The organism is Pedobacter sp. BMA (assembly GCF_001027745.1).
Lineage (GTDB): Bacteria > Bacteroidota > Bacteroidia > Sphingobacteriales > Sphingobacteriaceae > Pedobacter.
Genome location: NZ_LECU01000004.1, coordinates 233,727 through 257,485, shown reverse-complemented (window position 1 = coordinate 257,485; position 23,759 = coordinate 233,727). Strand labels below are relative to the sequence as shown.

General features: G+C 39.9%; 20 protein-coding genes and 1 riboswitch. Of the genes, 14 read left to right on the top strand and 6 right to left on the bottom strand.

Annotated features, from left to right (window positions below):
• Nucleotides 1-14 precede the first annotated feature (14 nt).
• The 3 genes from AB669_RS07435 (at nt 15) to AB669_RS07425 (ending at nt 5,029) form a co-directional block, all read left to right on the top strand.
• Entirely contained in the window at nt 15-2,888 is a 2,874-nt protein-coding gene (locus AB669_RS07435) for a DNA gyrase/topoisomerase IV subunit A (protein WP_047798671.1), read from the top strand.
• Between the two features lie 249 nt (nt 2,889-3,137).
• Nucleotides 3,138-3,208: riboswitch (TPP riboswitch) on the top strand.
• Nucleotides 3,209-3,271: 63 nt separating this feature from the next.
• Entirely contained in the window at nt 3,272-3,895 is a 624-nt protein-coding gene (pnuC, locus tag AB669_RS07430) for a nicotinamide riboside transporter PnuC (protein ID WP_047798670.1), read from the top strand.
• Between the two features lie 48 nt (nt 3,896-3,943).
• Complete coding sequence (locus AB669_RS07425; protein ID WP_047798669.1) at nt 3,944-5,029, top strand: acyl-CoA dehydrogenase family protein; 1,086 nt, start codon at nt 3,944-3,946, stop codon at nt 5,027-5,029.
• 26 nt (nt 5,030-5,055) lie between these two features.
• Here the strand turns inward: AB669_RS07425 and msrA are convergent, their stop codons facing one another.
• The 5 genes from msrA to AB669_RS07400 form a co-directional block, all read right to left on the bottom strand.
• A complete protein-coding gene (gene msrA / locus AB669_RS07420) occupies nt 5,056-5,598 on the bottom strand; it encodes a peptide-methionine (S)-S-oxide reductase MsrA (protein ID WP_047798668.1) in 543 nt (180 codons plus the stop codon).
• Nucleotides 5,599-6,162: 564 nt separating this feature from the next.
• Nucleotides 6,163-7,212, bottom strand: a complete 1,050-nt coding sequence (locus tag AB669_RS07415) for a hypothetical protein (protein WP_047798667.1) — start codon at nt 7,210-7,212, stop codon at nt 6,163-6,165.
• Nucleotides 7,213-7,310: 98 nt separating this feature from the next.
• Nucleotides 7,311-8,192, bottom strand: a complete 882-nt coding sequence (locus tag AB669_RS07410; RefSeq protein ID WP_047798666.1) for a class I SAM-dependent methyltransferase — start codon at nt 8,190-8,192, stop codon at nt 7,311-7,313.
• 36 nt (nt 8,193-8,228) lie between these two features.
• Nucleotides 8,229-8,981: an ABC transporter ATP-binding protein gene (locus AB669_RS07405; RefSeq protein WP_047798665.1), complete on the bottom strand. Its 753-nt coding sequence runs from the start codon at nt 8,979-8,981 to the stop codon at nt 8,229-8,231.
• Nucleotides 8,981-9,715, bottom strand: coding sequence for an ABC transporter permease (locus AB669_RS07400; RefSeq protein ID WP_047798664.1), 735 nt, complete (start codon nt 9,713-9,715; stop codon nt 8,981-8,983). Before AB669_RS07400 ends, AB669_RS07405 begins: the two co-directional genes overlap by 1 nt.
• Nucleotides 9,716-9,860: 145 nt before the next feature.
• Between AB669_RS07400 and AB669_RS07395 the strand changes: the two genes are divergently transcribed.
• The 6 genes from AB669_RS07395 to AB669_RS07370 all read left to right on the top strand — a co-directional run bounded on the left by AB669_RS07395 (nt 9,861) and on the right by AB669_RS07370 (nt 16,187).
• Nucleotides 9,861-10,550 carry an SDR family oxidoreductase gene (locus AB669_RS07395; RefSeq protein WP_047798663.1) on the top strand — a complete coding sequence of 230 codons (690 nt, stop codon included), beginning with the start codon at nt 9,861-9,863 and terminating at the stop codon, nt 10,548-10,550.
• Nucleotides 10,551-10,571: 21 nt separating this feature from the next.
• Nucleotides 10,572-11,252, top strand: a complete 681-nt coding sequence (locus tag AB669_RS07390) for a PspC domain-containing protein (RefSeq protein ID WP_047798662.1) — start codon at nt 10,572-10,574, stop codon at nt 11,250-11,252.
• 6 nt (nt 11,253-11,258) lie between these two features.
• Nucleotides 11,259-12,224: a LiaI-LiaF-like domain-containing protein gene (locus AB669_RS07385; RefSeq protein WP_047798661.1), complete on the top strand. Its 966-nt coding sequence runs from the start codon at nt 11,259-11,261 to the stop codon at nt 12,222-12,224.
• A gap of 10 nt (nt 12,225-12,234) precedes the next feature.
• A complete protein-coding gene (locus tag AB669_RS07380; protein WP_047798660.1) occupies nt 12,235-12,855 on the top strand; it encodes an RDD family protein in 621 nt (206 codons plus the stop codon).
• 65 nt (nt 12,856-12,920) lie between these two features.
• Nucleotides 12,921-14,903 (top strand): (E)-4-hydroxy-3-methylbut-2-enyl-diphosphate synthase, encoded by a 1,983-nt coding sequence (gene ispG / locus AB669_RS07375; protein WP_047798659.1) that lies wholly within the window; start codon nt 12,921-12,923, stop codon nt 14,901-14,903.
• Between the two features lie 12 nt (nt 14,904-14,915).
• Nucleotides 14,916-16,187, top strand: coding sequence for a mechanosensitive ion channel family protein (locus AB669_RS07370; RefSeq protein ID WP_047798658.1), 1,272 nt, complete (start codon nt 14,916-14,918; stop codon nt 16,185-16,187).
• A gap of 36 nt (nt 16,188-16,223) precedes the next feature.
• On the opposite strand, the gene AB669_RS07365 is transcribed toward AB669_RS07370, so the two are convergent.
• Nucleotides 16,224-17,048 carry a S9 family peptidase gene (locus AB669_RS07365; protein ID WP_047798657.1) on the bottom strand — a complete coding sequence of 275 codons (825 nt, stop codon included), beginning with the start codon at nt 17,046-17,048 and terminating at the stop codon, nt 16,224-16,226.
• 229 nt (nt 17,049-17,277) lie between these two features.
• Here AB669_RS07365 and hemA point away from each other — a divergent pair, with 229 nt between their 5' ends.
• The 5 genes from hemA to AB669_RS07340 all read left to right on the top strand — a co-directional run bounded on the left by hemA (nt 17,278) and on the right by AB669_RS07340 (nt 23,751).
• On the top strand, nt 17,278-18,504 hold the full coding sequence (hemA, locus tag AB669_RS07360) for a glutamyl-tRNA reductase (RefSeq protein ID WP_047798656.1): 1,227 nt from the start codon (nt 17,278-17,280) through the stop codon (nt 18,502-18,504).
• Between the two features lie 233 nt (nt 18,505-18,737).
• Nucleotides 18,738-20,318 carry a hydroxymethylbilane synthase gene (gene hemC / locus AB669_RS07355; protein WP_197082376.1) on the top strand — a complete coding sequence of 527 codons (1,581 nt, stop codon included), beginning with the start codon at nt 18,738-18,740 and terminating at the stop codon, nt 20,316-20,318.
• 105 nt (nt 20,319-20,423) lie between these two features.
• Complete coding sequence (gene hemB, locus AB669_RS07350; protein ID WP_047798654.1) at nt 20,424-21,392, top strand: porphobilinogen synthase; 969 nt, start codon at nt 20,424-20,426, stop codon at nt 21,390-21,392.
• Between the two features lie 76 nt (nt 21,393-21,468).
• The gene (gene hemL, locus AB669_RS07345) at nt 21,469-22,839 is read left to right on the top strand and encodes a glutamate-1-semialdehyde 2,1-aminomutase (protein WP_047799052.1); all 1,371 of its coding nucleotides are present in this window, start codon (nt 21,469-21,471) and stop codon (nt 22,837-22,839) included.
• Between the two features lie 45 nt (nt 22,840-22,884).
• Nucleotides 22,885-23,751, top strand: coding sequence for a sensor histidine kinase KdpD (locus AB669_RS07340; RefSeq protein WP_047798653.1), 867 nt, complete (start codon nt 22,885-22,887; stop codon nt 23,749-23,751).
• Nucleotides 23,752-23,759: the final 8 nt, after the last annotated feature.

The window sequence follows — 23,759 nt, the reverse complement described above, 5'->3', positions numbered from 1 at the left end:
ATTTTTGTAAATAGATGAGTGAAGAAATAGACCAAAACCTAAACGGAGAACAAAAGCACACTATCACACCTATCAATGGATTGTATGAAAACTGGTTCCTCGATTATGCGTCTTATGTAATTCTGGATCGTGCCGTTCCTCACATTAATGACGGACTAAAGCCTGTTCAGCGGAGGATTATGCATTCGCTTAAAGAGATGGATGATGGCCGTTTCAACAAAGCAGCAAACGTGATTGGTAATACGATGAAGTACCACCCACATGGGGATGCTTCAATTGGGGATGCAATGGTTCAGATAGGCCAGAAAGATTTGCTGATCGATATGCAGGGAAACTGGGGCGATCCCATCACTGGCGACAGTGCAGCTGCTCCACGTTATATTGAAGCCCGCTTATCAAAGTTTGCAAATGAGGTTGTGTTTAATCCTGATACTACAGAGTGGCAGCTGAGTTATGACGGGCGGAATAATGAACCAATTACCTTACCCGTAAAGTTTCCACTATTACTGGCGCAGGGAGCAGAGGGTATTGCCGTTGGTTTGGCAACGAAAGTAATGCCCCATAACTTTATAGAACTTTTAGATGCGTCGATTGAGGTGCTAAAAGGCAGCCGCCCGAATATTTTACCCGATTTCTTTACCGGAGGCGCTGCCGACTTCTCAAATTATAATGAGGGACAGCGGGGAGGCAAAATCCGTGTTCGTGCTAAAATCACCGAAAAAGATAAAAAGACTTTGGTGATTACAGAAGTTCCTTATAGCACCACTACCAGCTCTGTTATCGACAGCATTCTGGCTGCTAACGACAAGGGCAAAATCAAAATTAAAAAAATTGAGGATAGCACTGCAGCAAGTGTCGAAATTATAGTGCATCTGGCACCAGGTATTTCGCCCGATGTAACCATCGATGCCTTGTATGCTTTTACAGCCTGTGAGGTTTCTATTTCTCCAAATACTTGTATTATCCAGGGCGATAAACCACACTTTATGAGTGTGAACGATATCCTGATTGAAAATACAAAGCATACCAAAGCATTATTAAAAAAAGAACTGGAGATTCGTTTACACGAGTTACAGGAAAAGATTTTCTTCAGTTCCCTTTTAAAAATATTTATTCAGGAGGGAATGTATAAAAATCCTGAATATGAAAACTCAGCCAATTTCGATACCGTAGTAGAGGTTTTACATTTATTATTCGAACCTTTTAAACCAACACTCTATCGCGAAATACTTCCTGAAGATTTCAAGAAACTGATCGATAAGCCGATGAGTAGCATTACCCGCTTTGATGTAAAGAAGGCTGATGAACAAATGAAAAACCTGGAAGATGAAATCAAGGTAGTGAAAAATCACCTGAAGCATCTCACGGATTATGCTATCGCCTGGTATCAGAAGCTGAAAGATAAATATGGTAAGGGGAGAGAGCGTAGAACCGAGATCAGGCTATTTGACAGGGTTGAAGCTTCTAAAGTGGCATTGGCAAACGTTAAGCTATATGTTAACCGGGAAGATGGTTTCATCGGAACGGGGTTGAGAAAAGACGAATTCATTGCCGATTGCTCTGATATTGATGAGGTAATTGTTTTCCGCGAGGATGGTAAATGCATGATTACAAAAGTAGCTGATAAAACCTTTGTAGGTAAGGGTATCATCCACGCACAGGTATTTAAGAAAAACGATGAGCGCACCATTTACAATATGATTTATAAAGACGGCGCTTCCGGAACAGCCTATATCAAACGCTTTGCTGTGGTGGGAGTAACCCGTGACAAAGAATATGACTTGACTAAGGGATCTAAAGGTTCCAAGGTACTATACTTCACTGCCAATCCAAATGGAGAGGCAGAAGTGGTAAATGTGGCATTAAAACCGCATTCGAAGTTACGTAAACTGCAATTCGACCAGGATTTTGCAGAAGTTGCCATTAAGGGACGCGGTTCGCAGGGTAATATCATTTCGAAGTATCCGGTGAAGAAAATTATCTTAAAGACTAAAGGTGTATCTACACTTTCGGGACTTAAAATCTGGTATGATGAGTTATTGAAGCGCCTGAATGTTGATGGACGAGGTAAATACCTTGGTGAATTTGATGGAGATGACCGGATATTACAGGTTCATAAAGATGGTTACTACGAACTAAGTTCATTTGAGTTAAGCAATCACTTTGACGATAATTTACTGCTGATTCAGAAGTTCGATCCCGAGAAAACCTTTGCCGCAGTTCATTTCGACGGAAAAGCCCATAATTATTTTATTAAACGCTTCGTTTTTGAACTTCAGTCAAACGGTAAAAAGGTGATTTTTATCAGTGAAGAAGCTAAATCGAAACTACTTTTCCTAACAGCCAATCCTTTGGCAAAAGTGATAGTTGATGTATTAAAAGGTAAAACTCAAACTCCTGAAACGCTTGATCTCGTTTTGGCTGAACTGATTGATGTGAAAGGTTTGAAAGCAAACGGTAACCGTTTATCGCCTCACGACGTACAAAAGGTTGTACTCGAGGAACCGGAAATAGAAGACACAGGAGATGTAGAAGGTAACGATGGCGGAGAAGAAAGTGGCACCTTAGATGAAGCAGATGGTATCGGAACGGAGGAAAACCTCGAAGCGCCTCCTCAAGCTCCTATAGCCACCGGGAAGACCGAAGTACATGTTGAAGAAAAGTCAAAGCCTAAGTTTGAACGTAAGAATGAAGTTTTGCCAGAGGACAAGTTACCGGTGAAACAAGAATCAGCAGCTGAAGCTGTATCCAAAACTGTAAAAAAAGAAGTTCCTAAAGAGGAGGCAAAAGCAAAAACCGCCGATACTGTTGTTAAGAAGGTTGATTTTGAAATTACCAATCCGGATGATATCGAGATTGATGACAAAGGTCAGTTAGGCTTGTTTTAAAAGCTTTGCATTGTGAGACACCGTTTGTTCCAGCCATCTGGAAACAGAACTGTGCCTCACCGTGCCATAGCAAGACAATCAATTTGAATAAAAATTAAAATCTTTCAATTTAAAAACTATATTTGCCTCACTCAAAGGGGTGCTTTTCAAATCCGCAATTTCTGTTGCAATCGAAAGGCTGAGATTATACCCATTTTAAGGTAAATGTAGAACATTAGGATGGCAGAGGGTTCCCTCTCCACCCGACAAATCTGCCTCTTTAAACCTTGAATGCACCTGATCCGGATAATGCCGGCGGAGGGAAGAGGTTAAATTTACAATACTGTTTCGCCCTGAAAGCAGGTTTCAATTATTTTTTATTGGCTTTAAGGTATTTATTGTAAATGAATTTTCAAGATTGGTTCGGGCTTTTTAAGGAACAAATTCTGCATACCTCGCTGGTAGAATGGCTGGCGGTTGGCTTCGGCGTTTCTGAGGTTTTACTGGCAAAGAAAAACAGCATCTGGTTATATCCTACCGGAATTGTTTCTATTCTATTATCTATGTTTTTGCTGCTAAATGTAAAACTTTATGCAGAGATGTTATTGAGTATTTATTATCTGGTAATGAGTGTTTACGGCTGGATAATCTGGAAGAAACGTAAGCTAGACGGCGAAAACCAGGTAGCATGGAGTACAAATAATGAACTGCTGATTGCGATATTGATCTCGGTTATAGGTTTTTTTGTATTCTACTTTGTACTCAGAAACCATACTGATTCTGATGTACCGCTACTGGATGCGTTCGTTTCATCAACAGCGTGGGCAGGTATGTGGCTTCTTGCAAAACGTAAAATTGAAAACTGGATTTTTCTGAATGTTTCAAATATTGTTGCCATTCCGTTATTGTTTCATAAAAAGCTTCCCCTAATGGCTTGTCTGACTACATTTTTATTTATTGTAGCCATTTTTGGCTTTTTAGACTGGAAGAAGATTGTAGGTACAAGAGAATTACGAAAGTTTAATTAACGTTTCTATAGCTTTTTAATCCGCACCACTGCGGTATAAGATGATCATATGCAAAACACCATCACAAAAACCTGGCAGGAAACTGTAGCTCAGTTTGCTTCAGAATCAGAACAAATGGGCGAATTACATCCGGAAATTTTAGAACTGGCCTATCAGGAAAACTGGTTTAAGCTTTTTGTTCCTGAAGTTTATGGGGGGGCAGGTAAAAAGCTTCCTGAAATTTTAAGACTTGAAGAAGCGCTGGCAGAAGCTGATGGCAGCCTGGGCTGGACGGTTACGCTTTGTGCCGGTGCCGCCTGGTTTGCTGGTTTTTTAAACCCCGATCTGGCAAAAGAAGTGTTTGCTGATAGAGCGGTATGCTTTGCAGGGAGCGGAGCAATAGGCGGAACAGCGATTGAAACCACTAATGGGTATTTAATAAACGGGCATTGGAAATATGCCAGCGGCGCATTGCATGCAACCATATTTACAGCAAACTGCAGCCTTAAAAACACCGATGGTACCGATATACTTGATGAAGATGGAAATCCGAAAGTGATGTCATTTATTTTGAAAAAAAATGAAGTAAATATCCTTTCGGGCTGGTCATATTTTGGATTAATCGCTACTGGAAGTCATGCCTTTGAAGTAAGTAACCTGGAAGTACCCCTTAACCGTACATTCAGGATAAACAATACCATCGAGGTTGCCGACGAGGGATTTGATTATCCTTTTCTACAGCTGGCAGAAACCACACTGGCTGTAAATAGTTTGGGGATGTCTAATCACTTCATCAGGTTGGTGGAGCAGTCGTTTTTCTCAAGGTCAGGATTAAAAAGATATAACGAGGAACAGATCAGGTATTTCGAAAATGAGTTAAATCGGTGCAAGAGCGAAGTGAAGGAACTGAAGAAAGCATTCTACCGTTGTTTCGACGATTCCTGGGAACAGTTGGTATCTGGTAAATCGATATCGGTATCCAGTCTGGACGAAGTGAGCCGCTCAAGCCGAAAGCTTGCGCATGCTTGCAGAAGCGCGTGCGATTTTTTATTTCCTTTTTGTGGTCTTGAAGCCGCCAGAAAAGAAACAGAAATAAACCGCGTTTGGAGAGATATTCATACTGCAAGTCAGCATGCGCTTTTAACGTTCGAATAACGGTTTTCCGGAAAAGCTGTAGCCTGTTAGCTGGATAGCTCAGGTTTAATTTTCTGCCGGAATTGTTCTGCCAGTTTGTTTAGCTTGGGTTGAATAACAAAAGCACAGTAAGGCTTGCCATGATTCTTATTGAAATAATTCTGGTGATAGTCTTCGGCCTCATAAAACGCTTCGGCAGGCGCAATCTGTGTTATAATGGGCTTATCAAAAACATGTTCCCTGGTTAATTCCACTATGAGTTTTTCTGCCTCGTTTTTCTGGGCCTCATTCTCATAAAAAATTATGGATCGGTATTGCGTTCCGATATCATTCCCCTGCCTGTTTAACAGCGTTGGATTGTGGGTTCTAAAAAAAATCAATAGCAACTCATTGAATGAGATAAGCTTGTCGTCAAAAGATATTTTAACCACCTCCGCATGTCCTGTACCACCATTTGAAATTTCCATATAGGTTGGATGCTTTAGTTCACCGCCCATATAACCTGAAATTACCTCTTCTACACCCTTCAGGCTTTGAAATATTGCTTCCGTGCACCAAAAGCACCCACCTCCAAAAATTGCTGTTTGCATAATAGCTATTATACGAAAGTTATGCCATTGTAGATTCCTGGTGGAAGGAATGCTGAATAAAACCGTGTGTTTAAAAAATCCATTTTACATTATGGATATTACAGGAGGCTTGTATCATTAATAGCGTTTGTTATGAAATGCATCTTAGAGTTTTTGGCAATTGATCGGGTTTGGGCTGAGACAAATCCGAGACAAAGTTTAGAAAAGTTTGGGTAATGTTTGGGATGGGCTCGCCTGTTGTTCGGCTTTTACCCAAAGAAAAGCCAAACACTTCCCGAATTTGAGGCGATGTTTATACGAACTTTTCCGGGAGAAATCCCGATCAGGAGACGAAGCTTTCCCAAACGCTTCCCAAACGCTTCCCAAACGCTTCCCGAACGCTTCCCGAACCCTTCCCGAACACTTCCCGAACCCTTCCGAACCCTTCCCGAACACTTCCCGAACAGTACCCGAAGAAATGTCTCAACGAAATAAATGAAAGGTAAATTTGTTTATTTCAGCCAACAAGGCATTTAGGTGATTTTATAAACAAAAAGGGTGCCCAAGGACACCCTTTTTAATATGCTACTGATACTGAATATATATTGGTTTTGGAGTAAGCTTAAGTAGCTCCTCGGGAGTTAGCAATTTATTTGGTGCTTTCTTCAGGTCATTCTTGTAAAATAGCTTGAAGCCGGTAAACTGAACGGGCTCACCATAAACAAAGTGGCGATAGGTACCCTTTTTCAATTCTGGTTCACCCCATCCATCCATGTGTACAACAACCTGTACTTCAGGGCGTAATTTAATGTTTGGTGAGTTGGTAACCATTTTCTTTGTAAAACGGTGTAATACAAAAACTTTTGGAGGCAGGTTATGCTTCTTAACAATGTCTGCTAAATATCCTGTAACGTAGTTTACATCTGCTGCATCATATGTCCCGATTTTTCTACCCGGCAAAGAGCCGTCTTTCATAGAGAATTCCGGATCAATACCCAAATGTACATAAGGTAACTCAAGATATTTTTCAATGTGAGGAAGCTCAGCTTTAATCGTGCTTAGTGCAACCTGAAGGTCGAGAAACACAATTGTGTTTGGTTGCATTTTCGCAATCTTCAATACCGAATCAATCTGCTTGTTTCCCATGCGGTTAATGTACTTACCATCTTTGCCAGGAGTTCCGCTGGCCACTGCAGCAATATAATGTAAACCTGGCTGTACAGGTGTGGAAGGATCGGCCTTTTCCCAATGTTTAACCTCGGCATTCAAACGCTGCCACATTTCTTTAGGCGCATATTCGCCCAAAGCCCCCATTTTTTTGGAGTGAAGGTTTCCATAGTAAACCACGATACGTTTAAATGGTAAAATTGCACCTGCTAAAGGATATGGCTGGTTTTTTACCGGCCATTTACCCGTAGTATCGCCATTGGCAAGTTTTTTTGTAAGCGAATCATATAATTTCGGATCAACGGGCTTCATTACATTCACTGTTGAATCTGTTTTCTTTTTAGTGGTGTCTGATGAGAAGATTTTGCTTACGCCGTTACTGCCTTTACCGTCGGAGTTACAGTTGGCAAACAGGCTGATGGCGGCAAAACCCAGTATAAGGGTACCAGCTAATTGAGGTAATTTCATAGATGTATTATAGAATTAAATTTTAGATTTTTTTTCCGGATCTGATGGATATGAAAATAGGGAGTAAATGGTATAGTTTAAAATAAAGTAATTAACATTTACACATTGCAGAATTTACCAAATACACCTAGTGGTAATTTGATGCCGGCAGTGGCTTGTAAATATAACTCACCAGTTTCCAAATTTTTAACACCTGGAAATGAGGTACGAATCAGATTTTCGACAATTACGGAAGAAAAGCCAAGTGAATAGGTATTCAGGATCAAAAAATGTTCCTTTTCATCTAGCAGCTGCACAACATCCTGCATCATTTCCTGAATGTGATCTTCCAGTTTCCATTTTTCTCCGTTAGGGCCATGGCCATATGCCGGTGGATCGAGGATAATTCCATTGTATTTTTTACCACGCTTAAGTTCTTTTTTTACGAACTTTAAAGCATCTTCTACCATCCAGCGGGTGTCTTTCAACCCAGAAAGTTCCTGGTTTTCATTGGCCCAGGTCACTACCTGCTTGATCGAATCAACATGTGTGGTATCGGCACCGGCAGCATTGGCAACCATAGATGCTGCACCGGTATAAGCAAAAAGATTGAGTACTTTAGGCTGTGGAGTTTTAAATTTCTTAATGGACGATGATATATAATCCCAGTTAACCGCCTGTTCCGGGAAAACGCCCACATGCTTAAATGAAGTTAAACCCAGGCGAAGTTTGATGGAAACATCATCATTTTTATATTCCACATGCCAGCGGTCGGGCGTTGCCGGGTTTTTCTTTACCCATTCGCCAGAAGTGGCTGAGCGGCCCCGGAAGGTGATATTGGCTGTTTTTTTCCACTCTTGCTCTGTCAATGTTTTCTTCCACACTGCCTGAGGTTCAGGACGGATCAGGGTCACATTTCCAAAGCGTTCTAATTTCTCAAAATCCCCGCAATCAATCAGTTCGTAATCTTTCCAATGGGTGGGGGCAAGTAATTGTATCATGTATTATTTTATGTTCCCCGCAGGGAGGGTTGTTATCTAAAACTTGTCTTTTGCAGCTTTCATGAAGCGACTGGCGAAAACAAAATCGTTGAGTTCCTGGATATCGGTATGTGCGATTTCTTTATTACTGCCTTCCCAGAATTTCTTTCCTTCGTGCAAAAATAAAATGTAATCTCCGATGCCCATTACAGAGTTCATGTCATGTGTTACCACTATCGTGGTAGTTTTAAACTCTTCTGTAAGTTCCTGAATCAACTCATCGATCACAATAGATGTTTTAGGATCCAAACCGGAGTTAGGCTCATCACAGAATAAATATTTTGGATTCATTGAAATGGCACGGGCAATACCCACACGCTTTTTCATTCCACCTGAAAGCTCGGCCGGGAATAGCTTGTTTTTTCCGGCGAGATTAACGCGTTCCAGACAAAAGTTGACCCTCTCAATTTTTTCTTTCCTGCTCTGATCGGTGAACATATTTAAAGGAAACATAATATTGTCCTCAACGGTCATGCTGTCAAACAACGCTGAGCCCTGGAAAAGCATGCCTATTTCTTTACGCACTTCGATACGCTCTTCGTAAGTCATAGGGGTAAAATCGCGTCCATCGTAAAGCACAGATCCTGAATCGGGCTGGTGCAAACCAACCATACATTTCAACAAAGTTGTTTTTCCTGACCCTGAGCCGCCAATGATCAAGTTGGTAACCCCTTCTTCAAACTTTCCGGAAATACCCTTTAAAACTTCATTTCCCGAAAATGACTTGTATATATCTTTAATCTCGATCATTATAATAACAATTGGGTAACTAAATAATCGCAAACCAAAATGGATATACAACTGATTACAACGGCTCTTGTACTTGCCTGAGAAACCTCTAAAGCACCACCTCTAACATAAAAACCTTCGTAGGCGGGTACAGTAGTAATGATAAATCCAAATACGAAGGCTTTAACAAGTGCAACTACAATGGTATATGGGTTAAAATCGGTTGTAATCCCCTGTATGTATTCAGCAGGCGTAACTGCACCAGAAATAGATCCGCCGATGTATCCTCCGGAAATGCTCAAAAACATTGAAATAATAACCAGCATGGGTACCATAGTAATACCTGCCAACACTTTTGGAAGAATAAGATAACCCGGCGCATTGATGCCCATAATCTCCAATGCATCGATTTGCTCGGTAACACGCATTGATCCGATTTCTGATGAAATTGCTGATCCTATTTTACCTGCAAGCACAATGGCGCTGATGGTTGGACTCAGTTCCAGGATACTCGAATCCCGGTTAACAGATCCAATAATGGTTTTTGGGATAAAGTCGCTTACCAGCTGGAATGCAATTTGCAGCGTCATTACAGCACCGATAAATGTAGAAATAATGGCTATTAAACCCAATGACCCTACGCCGATGTAGTCCATTTGTTTGGCTATTTCTTTTAAGTATATTTTTAGTTTTTCCGGCCTTCTAAATACAGATTTTAGAAGCAGGATGTATCTGCCGAAATTGGTAAAATTCATTCTTTATGTGTTGCTTAATTTAAATGAACATATATAATACTACAAAGAAACGATAAAAAAGTTGTTGGTCTTTGATAATTACAAAATTATTCGTGGTTTTGATTTTAAATATGGTTTTTTGTCAACAAATATTAATCCACAAAAAATGAAAGCTGTAATTACGGGCGCTACTAAAGGAATTGGGAAGGCTATAGCTGTTAAACTTTATGAAAATGGTTATGATTTAGTCATAGCAGCAAGGAGCTTGGATGATCTGGAAGAAATGAGAAGCGGCTTAATTAAGCCCGGAAGGAAAATAGATGTTTATCCGGTAGATTTTTCCATTAAAGATGACGTATATCATTTTCTGGATGAGGTAGAAAAAACTGCAGGTTTTGCAGATGTTCTGGTTAATAATGTAGGGACGTATTTACCGGGAAGTTTATTAGATGAAGAGGATGAAGCTTTCGAAAATCAGCAACACCTAAATGTGAATGCCTGCTATTATATCAGTAAGTTTTTTGCAAAAAAGATGCGTTTAGAGCGGCGTGGACACATTTTTAACATTTGCTCAGTAGCCAGCAACTCACCCGTGAAAAATGGCGGCAGTTACAGTGTAACAAAAGCAGCGATGTTAAGTCTTAATCATGTATTGCGGCAGGAATTAGCGCCACACCATGTAAAGGTTACAGCTTTTTTGCCAGGTTCTACAAAAACATCATCCTGGGAGGGAACTGAGATTCCTGACGAGAAGTTTGTGCAACCTGAAGACATCGCAGAAACGCTTTACACCATTTTACAGCTGAGCGCTGGAGTAAATGTGGATGAGGTTTTAATGACGCCGCTTGATTTTTAGTTTACATTTAAAAGTAAGGTTATGGAAAAGAAGCTTTTTAGAAATGAACACGATAAGATGGTTGCAGGGGTGGCTTCTGGACTTGCTGAATATTTGCAGGTTGAAGTTACCATTGTGAGGCTACTCTTTGCTCTGTCTGTCTTTTTTCTGTTTGGGACAGGAATTGTTGCCTACATTATCCTATGGATCGTTGTTCCGGTGAATAACGACCCGGCACGAAGGTTTTCAAAATTTAATGATTATTTTAACAAAAACGCTGCCCCATTTGACTCAGCGAATCCGTTTACCGGGCCAGTTGGTACAGGAAACACAAACTGGACACAACCTGTAAATGATCAGCAAAAGAAACCTTTTGAAACACAGCCGGAATTTAATAAATTCAATAAACCAAATGATACTGGCAGAACTGTAGCCGGCTTGCTGATGCTGGTAATGGGCTGTTTCTTTTTGATGCATCAGCTGGATTTTATACCCAACTGGTTCACATTCCGCAACTTCTTTAAATTCATGTGGCCAATGGTGTTTATTGCATTGGGAATTAGTATTATCGCGAAATCAAAAAGAAAGAACGACTGGGCTAACTTTCAAAATCAGCAAAACCAGGAACAAGACAAAAAAGCAGCTGATTTTTCTGAAACGGTAATAGTGGAAGAAAAACAACCTGAAGAAAATAATTCTACATCAACAAACCCTCAATCATAATTACATATGAAATTAGATAGATTAATATGGGGTATTATATTGCTTTTTATTGGCGGTGTACTCCTTTTGGAAAACTTTGGAATCATAGATTTTTACTGGCGTAATGTTTGGGGATTCTGGCCAATATTTTTGATTATAGGTGGTTTAAATATTTTATTTAACCGGAACAATTCGCAAACCGGAAGCATTATATCCATAGCGGTACTGGTGATTTCTCTTTCATTCCTGTTTTTTAAAGGTCAGCAAGAACCGCAAAGAGGAAACTGGTGGGGTAATAATTTCAAAAAAGATATAGATGTTAACATTGATGATGATCATAACGACGATCAGGATACGGCATTTAATATGTTGAATTTATCGGAGCCTTTTGTTGACACCGACAGCGCTAAAAAAACAGTTTTAAATATTTCAGGAGGCGGACTTTCATTCAACCTGGATGGTGAAACATCATCTTTAATCAATGCTGATGTGAAGAAACGTCATGGTAATTTTTCGTTGAAAAAGCTGGTTACTGATTCTGCAACTGTGCTCACCTTTAGTATGGACGATCGTAAAAGTAAATGGAAGTTTGGCGACAACGGCAATGATGTCGGATTCAAGCTTAACAAGGCTGCCAAATGGGATATTCTGATGAAATTAGGAGCAGGGGAGGCGAACTTCGATTTTACTGATTACAAAGTTCGCACTTTCCGTTTTGATGGCGGGGCAGCTGCGCTGGATATTAAGTTTGGCGATTTGCTACCCATTACCGATGTGGTTGTTAAATCGGGGGTAGCCAATGTCGAAATTAAGATTCCTGAAACCTCTGGTTGCAGGATCAAAACCAAAACAGGTTTATCTGCAAAGGACTTTGAAGGATTTGAAAAACTGAGTGAAGGCGTATATGAAACTTCAAACTATAAAACCTCAACTAAAAAAATCTTTATCAATTTAGATGGCGGATTAAGTAACTTTGAGGTAAGCAGATATTAAATCACAATCCTTGAATCCTACAAATCCTGATCAGTACAAAGTTGTGGTTAACGGTAAGCCACAAGGTCCTTACAGTTTAACCGAACTGAAAGATTTAAACATAAAGCCAAATACATTTGTCCGCAAACCGGGTATGGATGATTATAAGGAAGCTCACGCAATGGAAGAATTGCGTGAGCTTCTGGGTTTTACTTATCAGAAAACTGCACCTCAGTACTTTGCCTCATTTGATCAGCGACTGCTTGCTTCCGTTATTGATCACTTCCTGATATTCGGAATCTATATCGTGATCGTTTTAACCAGCTTTATTTTTATTGAGGGCAAGGAACAAAGGATGCTGGCAATTACAGCCCCTTTCCCGATGATATTCATTGTAAAGATTATATACAGCATTTTTGCTGAATCATCACTAAGGCAAGGCACTCTCGGAAAAAGAATATTGAGTATTAAGGTTACTGACCTTGAAGGAAGCAGGATTTCATTTGGTAAATCTCTTGCCAGGAACATCTGCCGGATGTTTTCTGTACTACCTCTTTTCTTTGGTTATTTATATTGTTTTCTAAATAAGAAAAACCAATGCTGGCACGATATAGCTGCTGAGACCTTAGTTGTAAAAGACAGGTTGATATAGCTTTTTGGGCATTCTCTCATCCAAAATTCTCTCATTCGAAATTCTATCTATATCTTTGCAATCGCATGGAAAATATATTGGCACAGCATGAATTAAGTGGTGGATATTGTAACAGTTTAACACAGTATTCGAGGTTTTTAACCCGCGAGGTGAAGATTGGTGATATTGCCTTAGGCGGTCATAATCCGATCCGCATTCAATCGATGACGACGACTGATACGATGGACACCATTGGCACAGTAGAGCAGACCATCCGCATGGTTGAGTCGGGCTGTGAATATGTACGGATTACTGCTCCGAGCATTAAGGAGGCAGAAAATTTAGCCAATATTAAAAAAGAACTGCGCTTTCGTGGCTACGATGTTCCGCTCATTGCCGACATACATTTTACACCCAATGCTGCGGAAATGGCAGCGAGAATTGTAGAAAAAGTTCGTGTTAACCCCGGTAATTATGCCGATAAAAAGAAATTCGAAAACCTGGAATATACACAGGATGCCTATAGCGCCGAGCTTGAGCGGATTAACAAAAAGTTTATTCCGCTAATTAAAATCTGCAAGGAATATGGTACGGCTATGCGTATCGGAACCAATCATGGTTCGCTCTCTGACCGGATCATGAGTCATTATGGAGATACGCCACGTGGGATGGTTGAATCGGCAATGGAGTTCATCCGGATGTGTGAAGCAGAGAATTACTATAACCTGGTCATTTCCATGAAAGCCAGTAACACCCAAGTGATGGTGCAGGCCTATCGTCTGCTGGTTGAAACCATGGTTAAAGAAGGAATGAATTACCCTTTGCACCTGGGGGTAACTGAGGCCGGAGATGGGGAAGATGGAAGGATCAAGTCAGCTGTTGGTATAGGTACTTTGCTGGAAGACGGATTGGGCGATACCATACGTGTTTCTTTAACTGAAGATCCTGAATTTGAAGCACCGGTAGCCAAAGCACTTGCAGACCGTTACGCTGTTAGAAAATTAGGTCCGGAAGCATTAATCCAGGAATCTGGTTTTACCTCACCAGTTTTACCGCTCACCTCATCTGTTAAAACTTATTCTCCATATGCTTACTCGCGAAGGATTACTGAAGCTGTTCAGCACATAGGCGGGCACCACCATCCGTCGGTGATGATTGATATTTCTGGTGAAAACCTTAAAGATCCCTATTTCCTAAGTTCGGTTGGTTACCATTACAGCGCTATTCTGGATAAATATAATCTTGCTGATCAGGCTTTTGATTTAGCATTTCTTGGTGATCATCTGCCTTCATTTTCATTTCCCGGAAACCTGAAGCAGATTTACAATTATAAAACCTGGCTTAAATTAAAAGACAAAAACAACTGTCATCCGTTGTTTTCGTTAGCGGAATTTGACGAAACGGATATGAAGGATGAGTTTTTGAACTTTCTTGAAATTGATGCCAGCCAGTTAAAAGACTTAAAAATTAATCAGTTCACCAATGTTGTTCTGATTCTTAAAACTGGAGCATTGCATGGAATGGCTGAGCAAAGGGCATTTTTTGTAGGATTGCAGGAACGAAATATTCAAGTTCCGGTTATCATAAAAAGAAGCTATAATAGCCTTGATGCGGATACCTTAACATTGTATGCCGCCACAGATATCGGTGCGCTATTTACCGACGGATTTGGAGATGGAATATGGATAGATGCCCGTGGACATGATTTATCGCTTGTTAATTCCACCAGCTTTGGTATTTTACAGGCAACAAGAACAAGAATCAGTAAAACAGAATATATTTCCTGCCCCAGTTGTGGGCGAACACTTTTTGATCTGCAGGAAACCACTCAGCTAATCCGCTCACGTACCGATCATTTAAAAGGTTTAAAAATAGGAATAATGGGCTGTATTGTGAATGGCCCTGGTGAAATGGCGGATGCAGATTATGGGTATGTTGGTACAGGACCTGATAAGATTACACTTTACCGCGGACAGGAAGTGGTTAAGAAAAATGTAACTACTGCCTTTGCTTTGGATGAATTGATTAATATTATCAAGGATGATGGTAATTGGGTGGAAAAAGTTTAAAAACATTCCTTCATGAAAATCCTCCAATTTCCAACAATATTTAGTGAATTACGCCGCCTCTTGACGGAGCAAGGGCTAACTGGCGGAGAGCTGGTATATTCCTATTTTTTGCTGGGATTTATCGGGGTAACACTATTTTTGTTCGTTACAATTTTCGTTACCAGACAGGCGTTTATTGCAGCTGTTAAAAGCGCAAAGACTAAACCTGACTGGCAAAAAGCATTGTTCGAATTTAGGGTGTTCAGGGCGTTTGCACTCATTTTCGGTGCTTATATTATTTACAATGCAGTTCCCTATGTATTTCTGGACTTCAAAAACTGGCTGTTTTATGCGTTAATTATCTCCAGGATTTATGTGGTTTTAGCAATTATGTTCGCCATAAATGCTTTCCTGAATGCCCTGGTTTCCATTATGGAGTCTTCCAGGAAATACGCAGATAAGCCTGTAAGGAGTTACAAGCAGGTTGCAAAAATTATCATTTATATATTAGGATTTGTTTTGATTCTTTCGATTATCCTGAACGAATCCCCCCTATACATTTTTGGAGGTTTTGGTGCTGTTACCGCGGTTTTTATCCTTGTTTTTCGCGATCCGATTTTAGGTTTCGTTGCTTCAGTCCAAATGAGCGCTATCGATTTGGTTCGGGTGGGCGACTGGATTACAGTTGAAAAATATGGCGCTGACGGGGAGGTAACAGAGATAAATTTAACCACTATTAAGGTGAGGAATTGGGACAAAACTGTCACCATTGTACCAAGTTATGCTATTGTTAGTGAGTCGTTTAAGAACTGGCGGGCAATGGAAGAAAGTGAGGGGAGAAGGATAAAGCGACATATCAATATTAAAATTTCCAGCATTAAGTTTTGCGATGATGAGCTTATTGACCGTTTAAAAACCATTGATTTTTTAAAGGAATATCTGAGCGAAACCCAGAAACACATAGAATTATATAATAAGGAAAACACGGTCGATCCATCGAACCTGGTAAATGGGAGGCATATGACTAATATCGGCACTTTTCGCGTCTACGCAGAAAAATACCTCCAAAGTAATCCTTATATCAATACCGACCTGACTTTTATGGTTCGCCAGTTACAAGCAACAGAAAACGGACTTCCAATAGAAATTTACGTATTCTCTAAAGAAAAAGGGCTGAAAAAATTTGAAGAGGTTGCTGCTGATATTTTTGACCATTTACTTGCTGCTGTTCCATATTTCGACCTGGAAATTTTTCAAAGTCCGAGCGGAAGTGATATGCGTGGATTTGTAAGAGGAGGGAACTGACTTTCATAATCTGCAATTCCCTTTTCAATGGATGGTTTATTCGCTCAAAAAAATCAACACCTTTTCACATACTTTAAATAAATGTGGCGGCAAGGTTTCGCTTTTATATGGATGCGATGCACCATATACATGATTTGCACCTTCAATTTTTATGAGCCTGCTGTTTGGATTGGCATCTGCCAGCTTTTGTGCATTTTCGTAAGGAACGTTAACATCATCGTCGCCCTGCACAATTAACCATGGAATACTGATTCTCTTTGCGGCCTCCATGATATTTAATGCTTCGTTGTTCCTCTCAAAGTCTTCAAGCAACGCAACATGTAAAGGCATTTGTTCTTTCGTTCTTGCATTGGTTACAAAGATCTTCCCATTTTTCTTCCAATCTGACTCCTGCTCTTTTTTCCAAAGACTATCAAATGCAGATATAGCACTCCAGGTAATTAATTTTTTAATTCGCAGATCATTTGATGCTTCAATGATTGCTAATCCACCGCCCCTGCTGTGTCCGATTAAATTAACTTCGGCATCTTTTCCATACGCTTTTTCGATGAAATCCAGAACAGCATTCACGTCAAAAAGTTCCTTTGATACGGTGTTATTGGCAAAACTCTCTAAATCTGTAACATCTGCCGGATGCTCAGCAGGAACGCCGCTGTGTGATAAATTGAATTTGATATAACGATAGCCGTTGGCCGCAAAATACCGTGCAACCAGGTTATGGGCACCCCAATCTTTAAAACCTTTGAAGCCGTGAACGAAGAGTACAATTGGCGTATTTGGGTTTTTATCATCGAAAGTAATGTCGCCGATGATTAATTTTCCATCTGAACCGCTAAGGCTAAAATCATTTTGTGTAATCATAGTTTAAGGAGTTGATATAGCATATAAACCTAATAAAGGTGATTTTGTTATTGTAGTAGTGTGAGTAGCTCAGCTTTTTAAATGTTTATTGCATCATTGACTGTGCTATTGTCAGGGTTAAGCTTCTATTTAAAACCGTTCTAAATTAATGTAAATTACAGATTAATGACGGTGACATGCACCAACCGTATTACTTTTGTATCCCGATAATAGTTAATAACGGAAGCACTTGGAATATTTAAAAGTAATAGCTTTTACGCATCACCACATCGACCTGAAGTCTTTAGGGAAGTTAGTTATTTGTGACCAGAGTTTAGACAGCAGATTGAAAAATATTCAAGCTGAACTTCCTGTTAGCGAAATTTTTTATATCGGTACCTGTAACCGGGTAGAGTTTGTTTTTCTGACTAAAGAAAAAACAAACAAAGAATTCGTAACGAAATTCCTCACTGTTCTGGATATGGGTTTGCCTCCTGAGTTTATGGAGCGTTTTCTTGATAACGTTACCGTATATGAGAATGAAGAGGCTTTTAATCACTTGTTGAGAACATCGTGCTCTTTAGAGAGTCTGGTTGTTGGCGAAAAAGAAATCCTTGCTCAGATACGCAGAGCCTATGAAAATTGCCGCGATGCTGGTTTCACTGGCGACTACATGCGCATGATTATGGATAGGGTTGTAAAAACGGCGAAGGAAGTTTATACGCACACTAACATTTCAAAAAATCCTGTTTCTGTAGTTTCACTGGCCTATCGTAAGCTGAAAGAACTGAACATGTGTGGTAACTCACGTGTCTTAATTATTGGTGCAGGAGAAACCAATCAAAATATTGCCAAATACCTGAATAAACACAAATATTCAAACTTTTCTATTTTCAACCGTACCCTTTCCAAAGCAGAAACACTTGCTGAAGAGTTGAATGGTAAAGCCTATCCTTTAGAAGCTTTAGAACATTTTGATGAGGGCTTTGATGTAATCATCACCTGTACAGGATCAACTGAAGCCATTATCAGCGAGACGCTTTATGCAAAATTGCTGAATGGCGATACTGGCAAAAAAGTCATTGTAGATCTGGCTATTCCTAACGATGTTGCCCCTGCGGTAATTCATAACAACCCTGTTCATTACATCGAGGTAGAATCTTTAAAAGAGGTTGCCCGTAAAAATATTCAGGAGCGCTACAACGAGCTTGTGCATGCTGAAGATATCATTAGCAATAATATTGCTGAATTTTTCACAGTTTTAAAACAACGCCGCATTGAATTGGCCATGCAGGAAGTGCCCCGTAAAATTAAAGAAATTAAAAATACGGCATTAAATGGTGTGTTTGCTGATGAAATTAGTCAGATGGATGATGCTTCACGCGAAGTTCTGGAACGTGTGATGAATTACATGGAAAAAAAATGCATCAGCGTTCCAATGATTATGGCCAAAGAAATTTTGGTAAATCAATCTTAGTTCTTCCGTGCATATATTGATGTAGTCTGTCTTCATCATATTTTTATTTTCAATTCTGCCTTAAAATTCCGGTTATGTGATTGCCTGGATATTCTGTGTTTACATAAATCAGGATACCTGTGTCATAGAAATGCCTGGAATGATCTCATCTGTAACCTCACTGTCTCATTTTTAAACAATTCATAGGATAAAGCACTATTTAATTTAAATTTGCAGTTCATTAAAAGTTTATAGTGAAGAAATTAACCATCGGAACACGCGGTAGCGAACTTGCTTTATGGCAGGCAAATCATATTCAGTCGGAATTGACTGCTATAGGAATAGAGTCGGAAATCAAAATCATAAAAACTCAGGGTGACAAAATTCTGAACTTAAGATTAGATAAATTAGAAGGAAAAGGTTTCTTTACAAAGGAACTTGAAGAGGAGCTTTTAGGGGGTACAATCGATCTTGCTGTACATTGCTTAAAAGATTTGCCCACTACACACCCCGCCGGGTTAACTATAGCCGCTATTCCTCCTCGTGAAGAAGCTACTGAATATCTTCTGATTTTGAAAGATTGTGTAGATATTTCGCAGAAGATGTCGTTAAAAAAAGGGGCGATGGTTGGAACCTCATCCAATAGGAGGAAGGCACAGCTTTTGGGTTTACGTGCCGATCTGGAGATTGAAGATCTGCGTGGCAATGTTCCCACTCGTATTCAAAAACTTCGTGACGAAAACTACGACGCCATTATGCTGGCTAAGGCAGGCATTAAACGTTTGGGTTTAGATGTTAGTGAATTTCATGTTGAAGAACTGGAGCCTACTGAATTTGTTCCTGCTCCTGCTCAGGGTGCTTTGGCCATTCAAATCAGGGAGAATGATACTGAACTGTTTGACGCCCTACAAAAACTTCATCACCCTGAAACGGCTGAAGAAGTTGGTGTGGAACGGAAAGTCCTAAATCTTTTTGAAGGGGGCTGTCACATGCCTTTAGGTTGCTATTGCAAAAAAGAAGATGGTTTATTTGAAGTTTGGACGTCAAAAGCTGAAACGGCTGATGATTTCCCGGAACGTTTATTTATCCGCTCGGAAACTACCAATGGATTAGCAGAGAAGATTGTTGCCAAGTTTGATCAGGATAGAAAAAAACCGTCAAAGGTTTTTATCTCCCGCGACATTGGTGAACATAGTTATTTCCGCAAAGCGCTGGAAAGTAACAATATTGAAATTGAAGGCCGTTCATTAATCCGGACTTTCCCGATCGTAACAGTTTTAGATCAGTTCATATTAAAAAATATTGATTGGATTTTCTTCAGTAGCAGAAACAGTGTGGAGTATTTCTTCAACCTGAAACCTCAATTACCCAAGAAAACTAAGTTTGGTGTGGTTGGGCGGGGATCGGAAGACGCTTTACGTAAATTCAACCACTTTGCCGATTTCGTTGGTTCAAGTGGCGACATTACAGAGGTTGCCGAGGATTTCGCGAAACTGGTTTCAGGTAAAAATATACTCTTCCCAAGAGCTCAGGATTCTTTGCAGTCGATTCAAAAATCTTTGCCAGCAGATGCAAAAGTGATCGATTTACCCATTTATGAAACCGTAATTGAAGAAAATATCGATCAGAGTTATGCCGAAGTACTGATCTTTACCAGTCCATCAAATGTTGATGCTTATTTCGCGGATAATTTACTTGAGCCCGGACAACAGGTAATTGCCATTGGAAATTCTACCGGTAAGAAATTTGATGAAATGGGTGTTAAGTACACTTTACCATATTCGCCAGATGAGATTGGATTAGCAGAAGCTGTTTTTGGAATAGATATGAAATAGAGATAGTGGCTGGAAAACCGCATTCTCACTGCTGAGCAAAAATAATTTGAGTTCAATAATAAGTTGATCAGCTCTCGAAAATAAATACTTGATATTAATTAGAATATGTTACATCGTCCGAGAAGATTGAGGAAAAATCCACTGGTGAGAGAGATGGTAGCCGAAACCCGGCTATCTAAAGATATGTTTGTTTACCCCTATTTTGTGGTACCAGGAACGGGTGTTACACATGCTATTGATGCGATGCCGGGCGTTAACCATTATTCGGTTGATACGCTTGTAAAGGATGTAGAAGCAGGATTAAAGAGAGGCCTGAACAAGGTGATGATTTTTGGCGTGGGAGATGAAAAGTCAGCTGATGCAAAATCAGCTTATCATGATCACTCATTGGTACCAACCGCCGTTCGTGAACTGAAGAAACAATTTGGTGAAGATTTGTATGTGATTACTGACGTATGCGTTTGTTCTTACACCACTCACGGACATTGTGGGATCATGGAAAACGATTATGTTCAAAATGATAAAACTGTTGATGTAATTGCTAAAATGGCCTTAACACATGCCCAGGCTGGTGCTGATATGTTTGCACCTTCGGATATGATGGATGGTAGAATTGAGGCGATGCGGAATTTGCTGGATGATAATGGATTTGTAAATGCAGCGATTATGAGCCATGCTACCAAATTTGCTTCTGCGTACTATGGACCGTTTAGAGAAGCGGCCGACTGTACCCCAAGTAAAGGAGATCGTAAAGCCTATCAGATGGATTTTAGAAACCCATTGGAGGCTCTACGTGAAGCTCAACTGGACGAACAGGAAGGTGCAGATGTGTTAATGGTTAAACCTGGGTTAGCTTATCTCGACATAATTCAGCGGTTAAAGCAGGATACTAACTTACCTATAGCTGTTTACAATGTTTCCGGAGAGTATTCTATGGTGAAAGCCGCTGCTCAACGCGGTTGGATTGACGAACAGAAAGTAGTAATGGAAACCATGCATGCTTTTGCCAGAGCGGGTGCCAGTATAATTACCACCTACCATATTAAAGATATTTTAAACAATGAGTGGCTTTAAGGGTTAAGCCTGAATGATTTCGGGTTTGAATCCCGGACTTTTTGCCTTCTACCTTGCAGCCTTCAACCATAAAAAGATGTTAGATTCAATAAAAAAAATGTTTTCAGGCAACGAAGCCGATATCCCTGTAAATACCGGGAGTAAACCTGATATTTCCCGAGTAAAATCAGCTGAACTGTATGAGAAGTCTAAAACATATTTCCCTGGTGGAGTGAACTCACCGGTAAGGGCTTTTAAATCTGTTTATGGAACACCACTTTTCATTGAGAAGGGTGATGGTTGCTACATTTGGGATGCTGATGGTAATCAGTTTATTGACTTTTGTGGGAGCTGGGGACCTTTGATCCTTGGACATAACAACCCAAAAATCAGAGAGAAAGTTACAGAGGTGATGCAAAACGGAATGAGTTTTGGTGCGCCAACAGCTTTGGAAAATGAAATTGCGGAGTTGATCATTAAAAATAATCGCTTTGTAGAAAAAATCCGTTTTACAAGTTCGGGTACAGAAGCCGTAATGTCGGCTATTCGCTTAGCAAGAGGCTTTACAGGCAGGGATAAAATATTGAAGTTTGAAGGATGCTACCATGGTCATAGTGATTCACTTTTGGTGAAGGCTGGTTCAGGACTGGTTACATTCGGAGAAACATCGTCTGCCGGCGTTCCAAAGTCTTTTGCAGAAGAAACTATTGTCATTCCACTAAATGATACCGCTGCAATTGAACAGGCTTTTTCACAGTTTAAAGACCAGATTGCTGCAGTAATAATTGAAGGCATTCCTGCAAACAATGGTTTGATTATTCAAGATGAAGATTACATTCACTTCTTGCGTAAAATTTGTACAGATAATAATTCTCTTTTGATTTTTGATGAGGTAATTACAGGTTTTCGGGTTGGTTTTGAAGGTGCAGCAGCATATTATGGTATTACGCCGGATATAGTTACCTACGGAAAGATTATCGGTGGCGGACTCCCTGTTGGTATGTATGGTGCTTCGGCGGAAATTATGGCGCATATTTCTCCGGATGGCGGCGTTTATCAGGCGGGTACCTTGTCTGGTAATCCGGTTGCTATGGCTGCAGGTATTGCCACGCTAACTGAGCTCAGTAAATCTGGTTTTTACAAAGATCTGAACGCTAAAGCGCAGGAGTTTGTTGCCAGCATACAACGCTTTGCAACAGCCAGAAACTATAAGTTTAAGGTTTTTACTGTTGGCTCTATCTTTTGGTTTGCCTTCACTGATAAGGATAAAATTCAATCGGCTGATGATATTGATGCCAATAGCATGGAGAAATTTAAAATCATGCACCGCGAGTTACTAAACAGAGGCATATACCTGGGGCCATCCGGATATGAAGTAGGTTTTGTATCTTCAGCACATACTAAAATAGAACTGGAAAAAGCAAAAAGGGCAATTTTTGAAGCACTTGATTTAGTGTTCAAAAAATAATGTTCAAATGTGTATCAATAACCTAACCGGCCTCAACCCGAAATAATGAAAAAATCAATTATCATATTCTATGCGTTATTGCTTTATGCCCTGGTTCAGCTCATTTCCTGGGGCACTTTAGTAGTGCGTTTACAACCTAGCCGCATGACAATGATTATGGGTGAGGGTTCAGTGTTTTTGTTTTTGCTTTGTATAGGGGGATATTTCCTGCATCAATCATTAAAACGCGAGGATAAATTAAGAGAACAGCAGCAGAATTTCCTCATGTCAATTACGCATGAATTGAAATCACCGTTAGCAGCAATCAAACTTTCTATCCAGACCATTGTTAAAAGAGATTTAGATAAAGCACGTCAGGTTTCTTTGTTAAATAATTCGCTAAAAGATATTGAACGCTTAGATGATCTGGTTGAAAACATGTTATTGGCAACTAAAATTGAAAACCGGTCATATACCTTCCCTAAAGAAGAATTTAACTTCTCTGAACTGGTTTATAAAATAACAGATCGGTTGCAGGTGCATTCCTGCGGAAATGAGCAATTGATAAATGCCCAGATTCAGCCAAATTTGCAGATTATGGGTGACAAGTTTGCCTTATCGTCAGTTGTTACAAATTTGATAGAAAATGCAGTTAAATACTCAAGTCCCTGTGATGAGATAAATGTGCTTTTAGATAAAGTAGATGGGCATATTCAATTAAGTGTAATCGATAAAGGTCCGGGTATTTCAGATCCCGAAAAAATGTTGATATTTGATAAGTTTTACCGCGTTGGTAATGAGAATGTCAGGAAAGCGAAAGGAACAGGTTTAGGCTTGTTTATTGTGAAAGAGGTTTTACAATACCATGATGCAGATATTACAGTAAAAGACAATTTGCCTCAGGGGAGTATTTTTGAAGTAACATTTAGTTAATCTCAATT

Bases quoted from the DNA above. Each gene is read 5' to 3' on its own strand.
- pnuC (WP_047798670.1), top strand. From the start codon at position 3,272: ATGAATTTTCAAGATTGGTTCGGGCTTTTTAAGGAACAAATTCTGCAT.
- AB669_RS07435 (WP_047798671.1), top strand. From the start codon at position 15: ATGAGTGAAGAAATAGACCAAAACCTAAACGGAGAACAAAAGCACACT.
- ispG (WP_047798659.1), top strand. From the start codon at position 12,921: ATGGAAAATATATTGGCACAGCATGAATTAAGTGGTGGATATTGTAAC.
- AB669_RS07395 (WP_047798663.1), top strand. From the start codon at position 9,861: ATGAAAGCTGTAATTACGGGCGCTACTAAAGGAATTGGGAAGGCTATA.
- AB669_RS07390 (WP_047798662.1), top strand. From the start codon at position 10,572: ATGGAAAAGAAGCTTTTTAGAAATGAACACGATAAGATGGTTGCAGGG.
- AB669_RS07385 (WP_047798661.1), top strand. From the start codon at position 11,259: ATGAAATTAGATAGATTAATATGGGGTATTATATTGCTTTTTATTGGC.
- AB669_RS07415 (WP_047798667.1), bottom strand. From the start codon at position 7,212: ATGAAATTACCTCAATTAGCTGGTACCCTTATACTGGGTTTTGCCGCC.
- AB669_RS07425 (WP_047798669.1), top strand. From the start codon at position 3,944: ATGCAAAACACCATCACAAAAACCTGGCAGGAAACTGTAGCTCAGTTT.
- AB669_RS07340 (WP_047798653.1), top strand. From the start codon at position 22,885: ATGAAAAAATCAATTATCATATTCTATGCGTTATTGCTTTATGCCCTG.
- msrA (WP_047798668.1), bottom strand. From the start codon at position 5,598: ATGCAAACAGCAATTTTTGGAGGTGGGTGCTTTTGGTGCACGGAAGCA.
- AB669_RS07405 (WP_047798665.1), bottom strand. From the start codon at position 8,981: ATGATCGAGATTAAAGATATATACAAGTCATTTTCGGGAAATGAAGTT.
- AB669_RS07410 (WP_047798666.1), bottom strand. From the start codon at position 8,192: ATGATACAATTACTTGCCCCCACCCATTGGAAAGATTACGAACTGATT.
- hemL (WP_047799052.1), top strand. From the start codon at position 21,469: ATGTTAGATTCAATAAAAAAAATGTTTTCAGGCAACGAAGCCGATATC.
- AB669_RS07370 (WP_047798658.1), top strand. From the start codon at position 14,916: ATGAAAATCCTCCAATTTCCAACAATATTTAGTGAATTACGCCGCCTC.
- hemB (WP_047798654.1), top strand. From the start codon at position 20,424: ATGTTACATCGTCCGAGAAGATTGAGGAAAAATCCACTGGTGAGAGAG.
- AB669_RS07400 (WP_047798664.1), bottom strand. From the start codon at position 9,715: ATGAATTTTACCAATTTCGGCAGATACATCCTGCTTCTAAAATCTGTA.
- AB669_RS07365 (WP_047798657.1), bottom strand. From the start codon at position 17,048: ATGATTACACAAAATGATTTTAGCCTTAGCGGTTCAGATGGAAAATTA.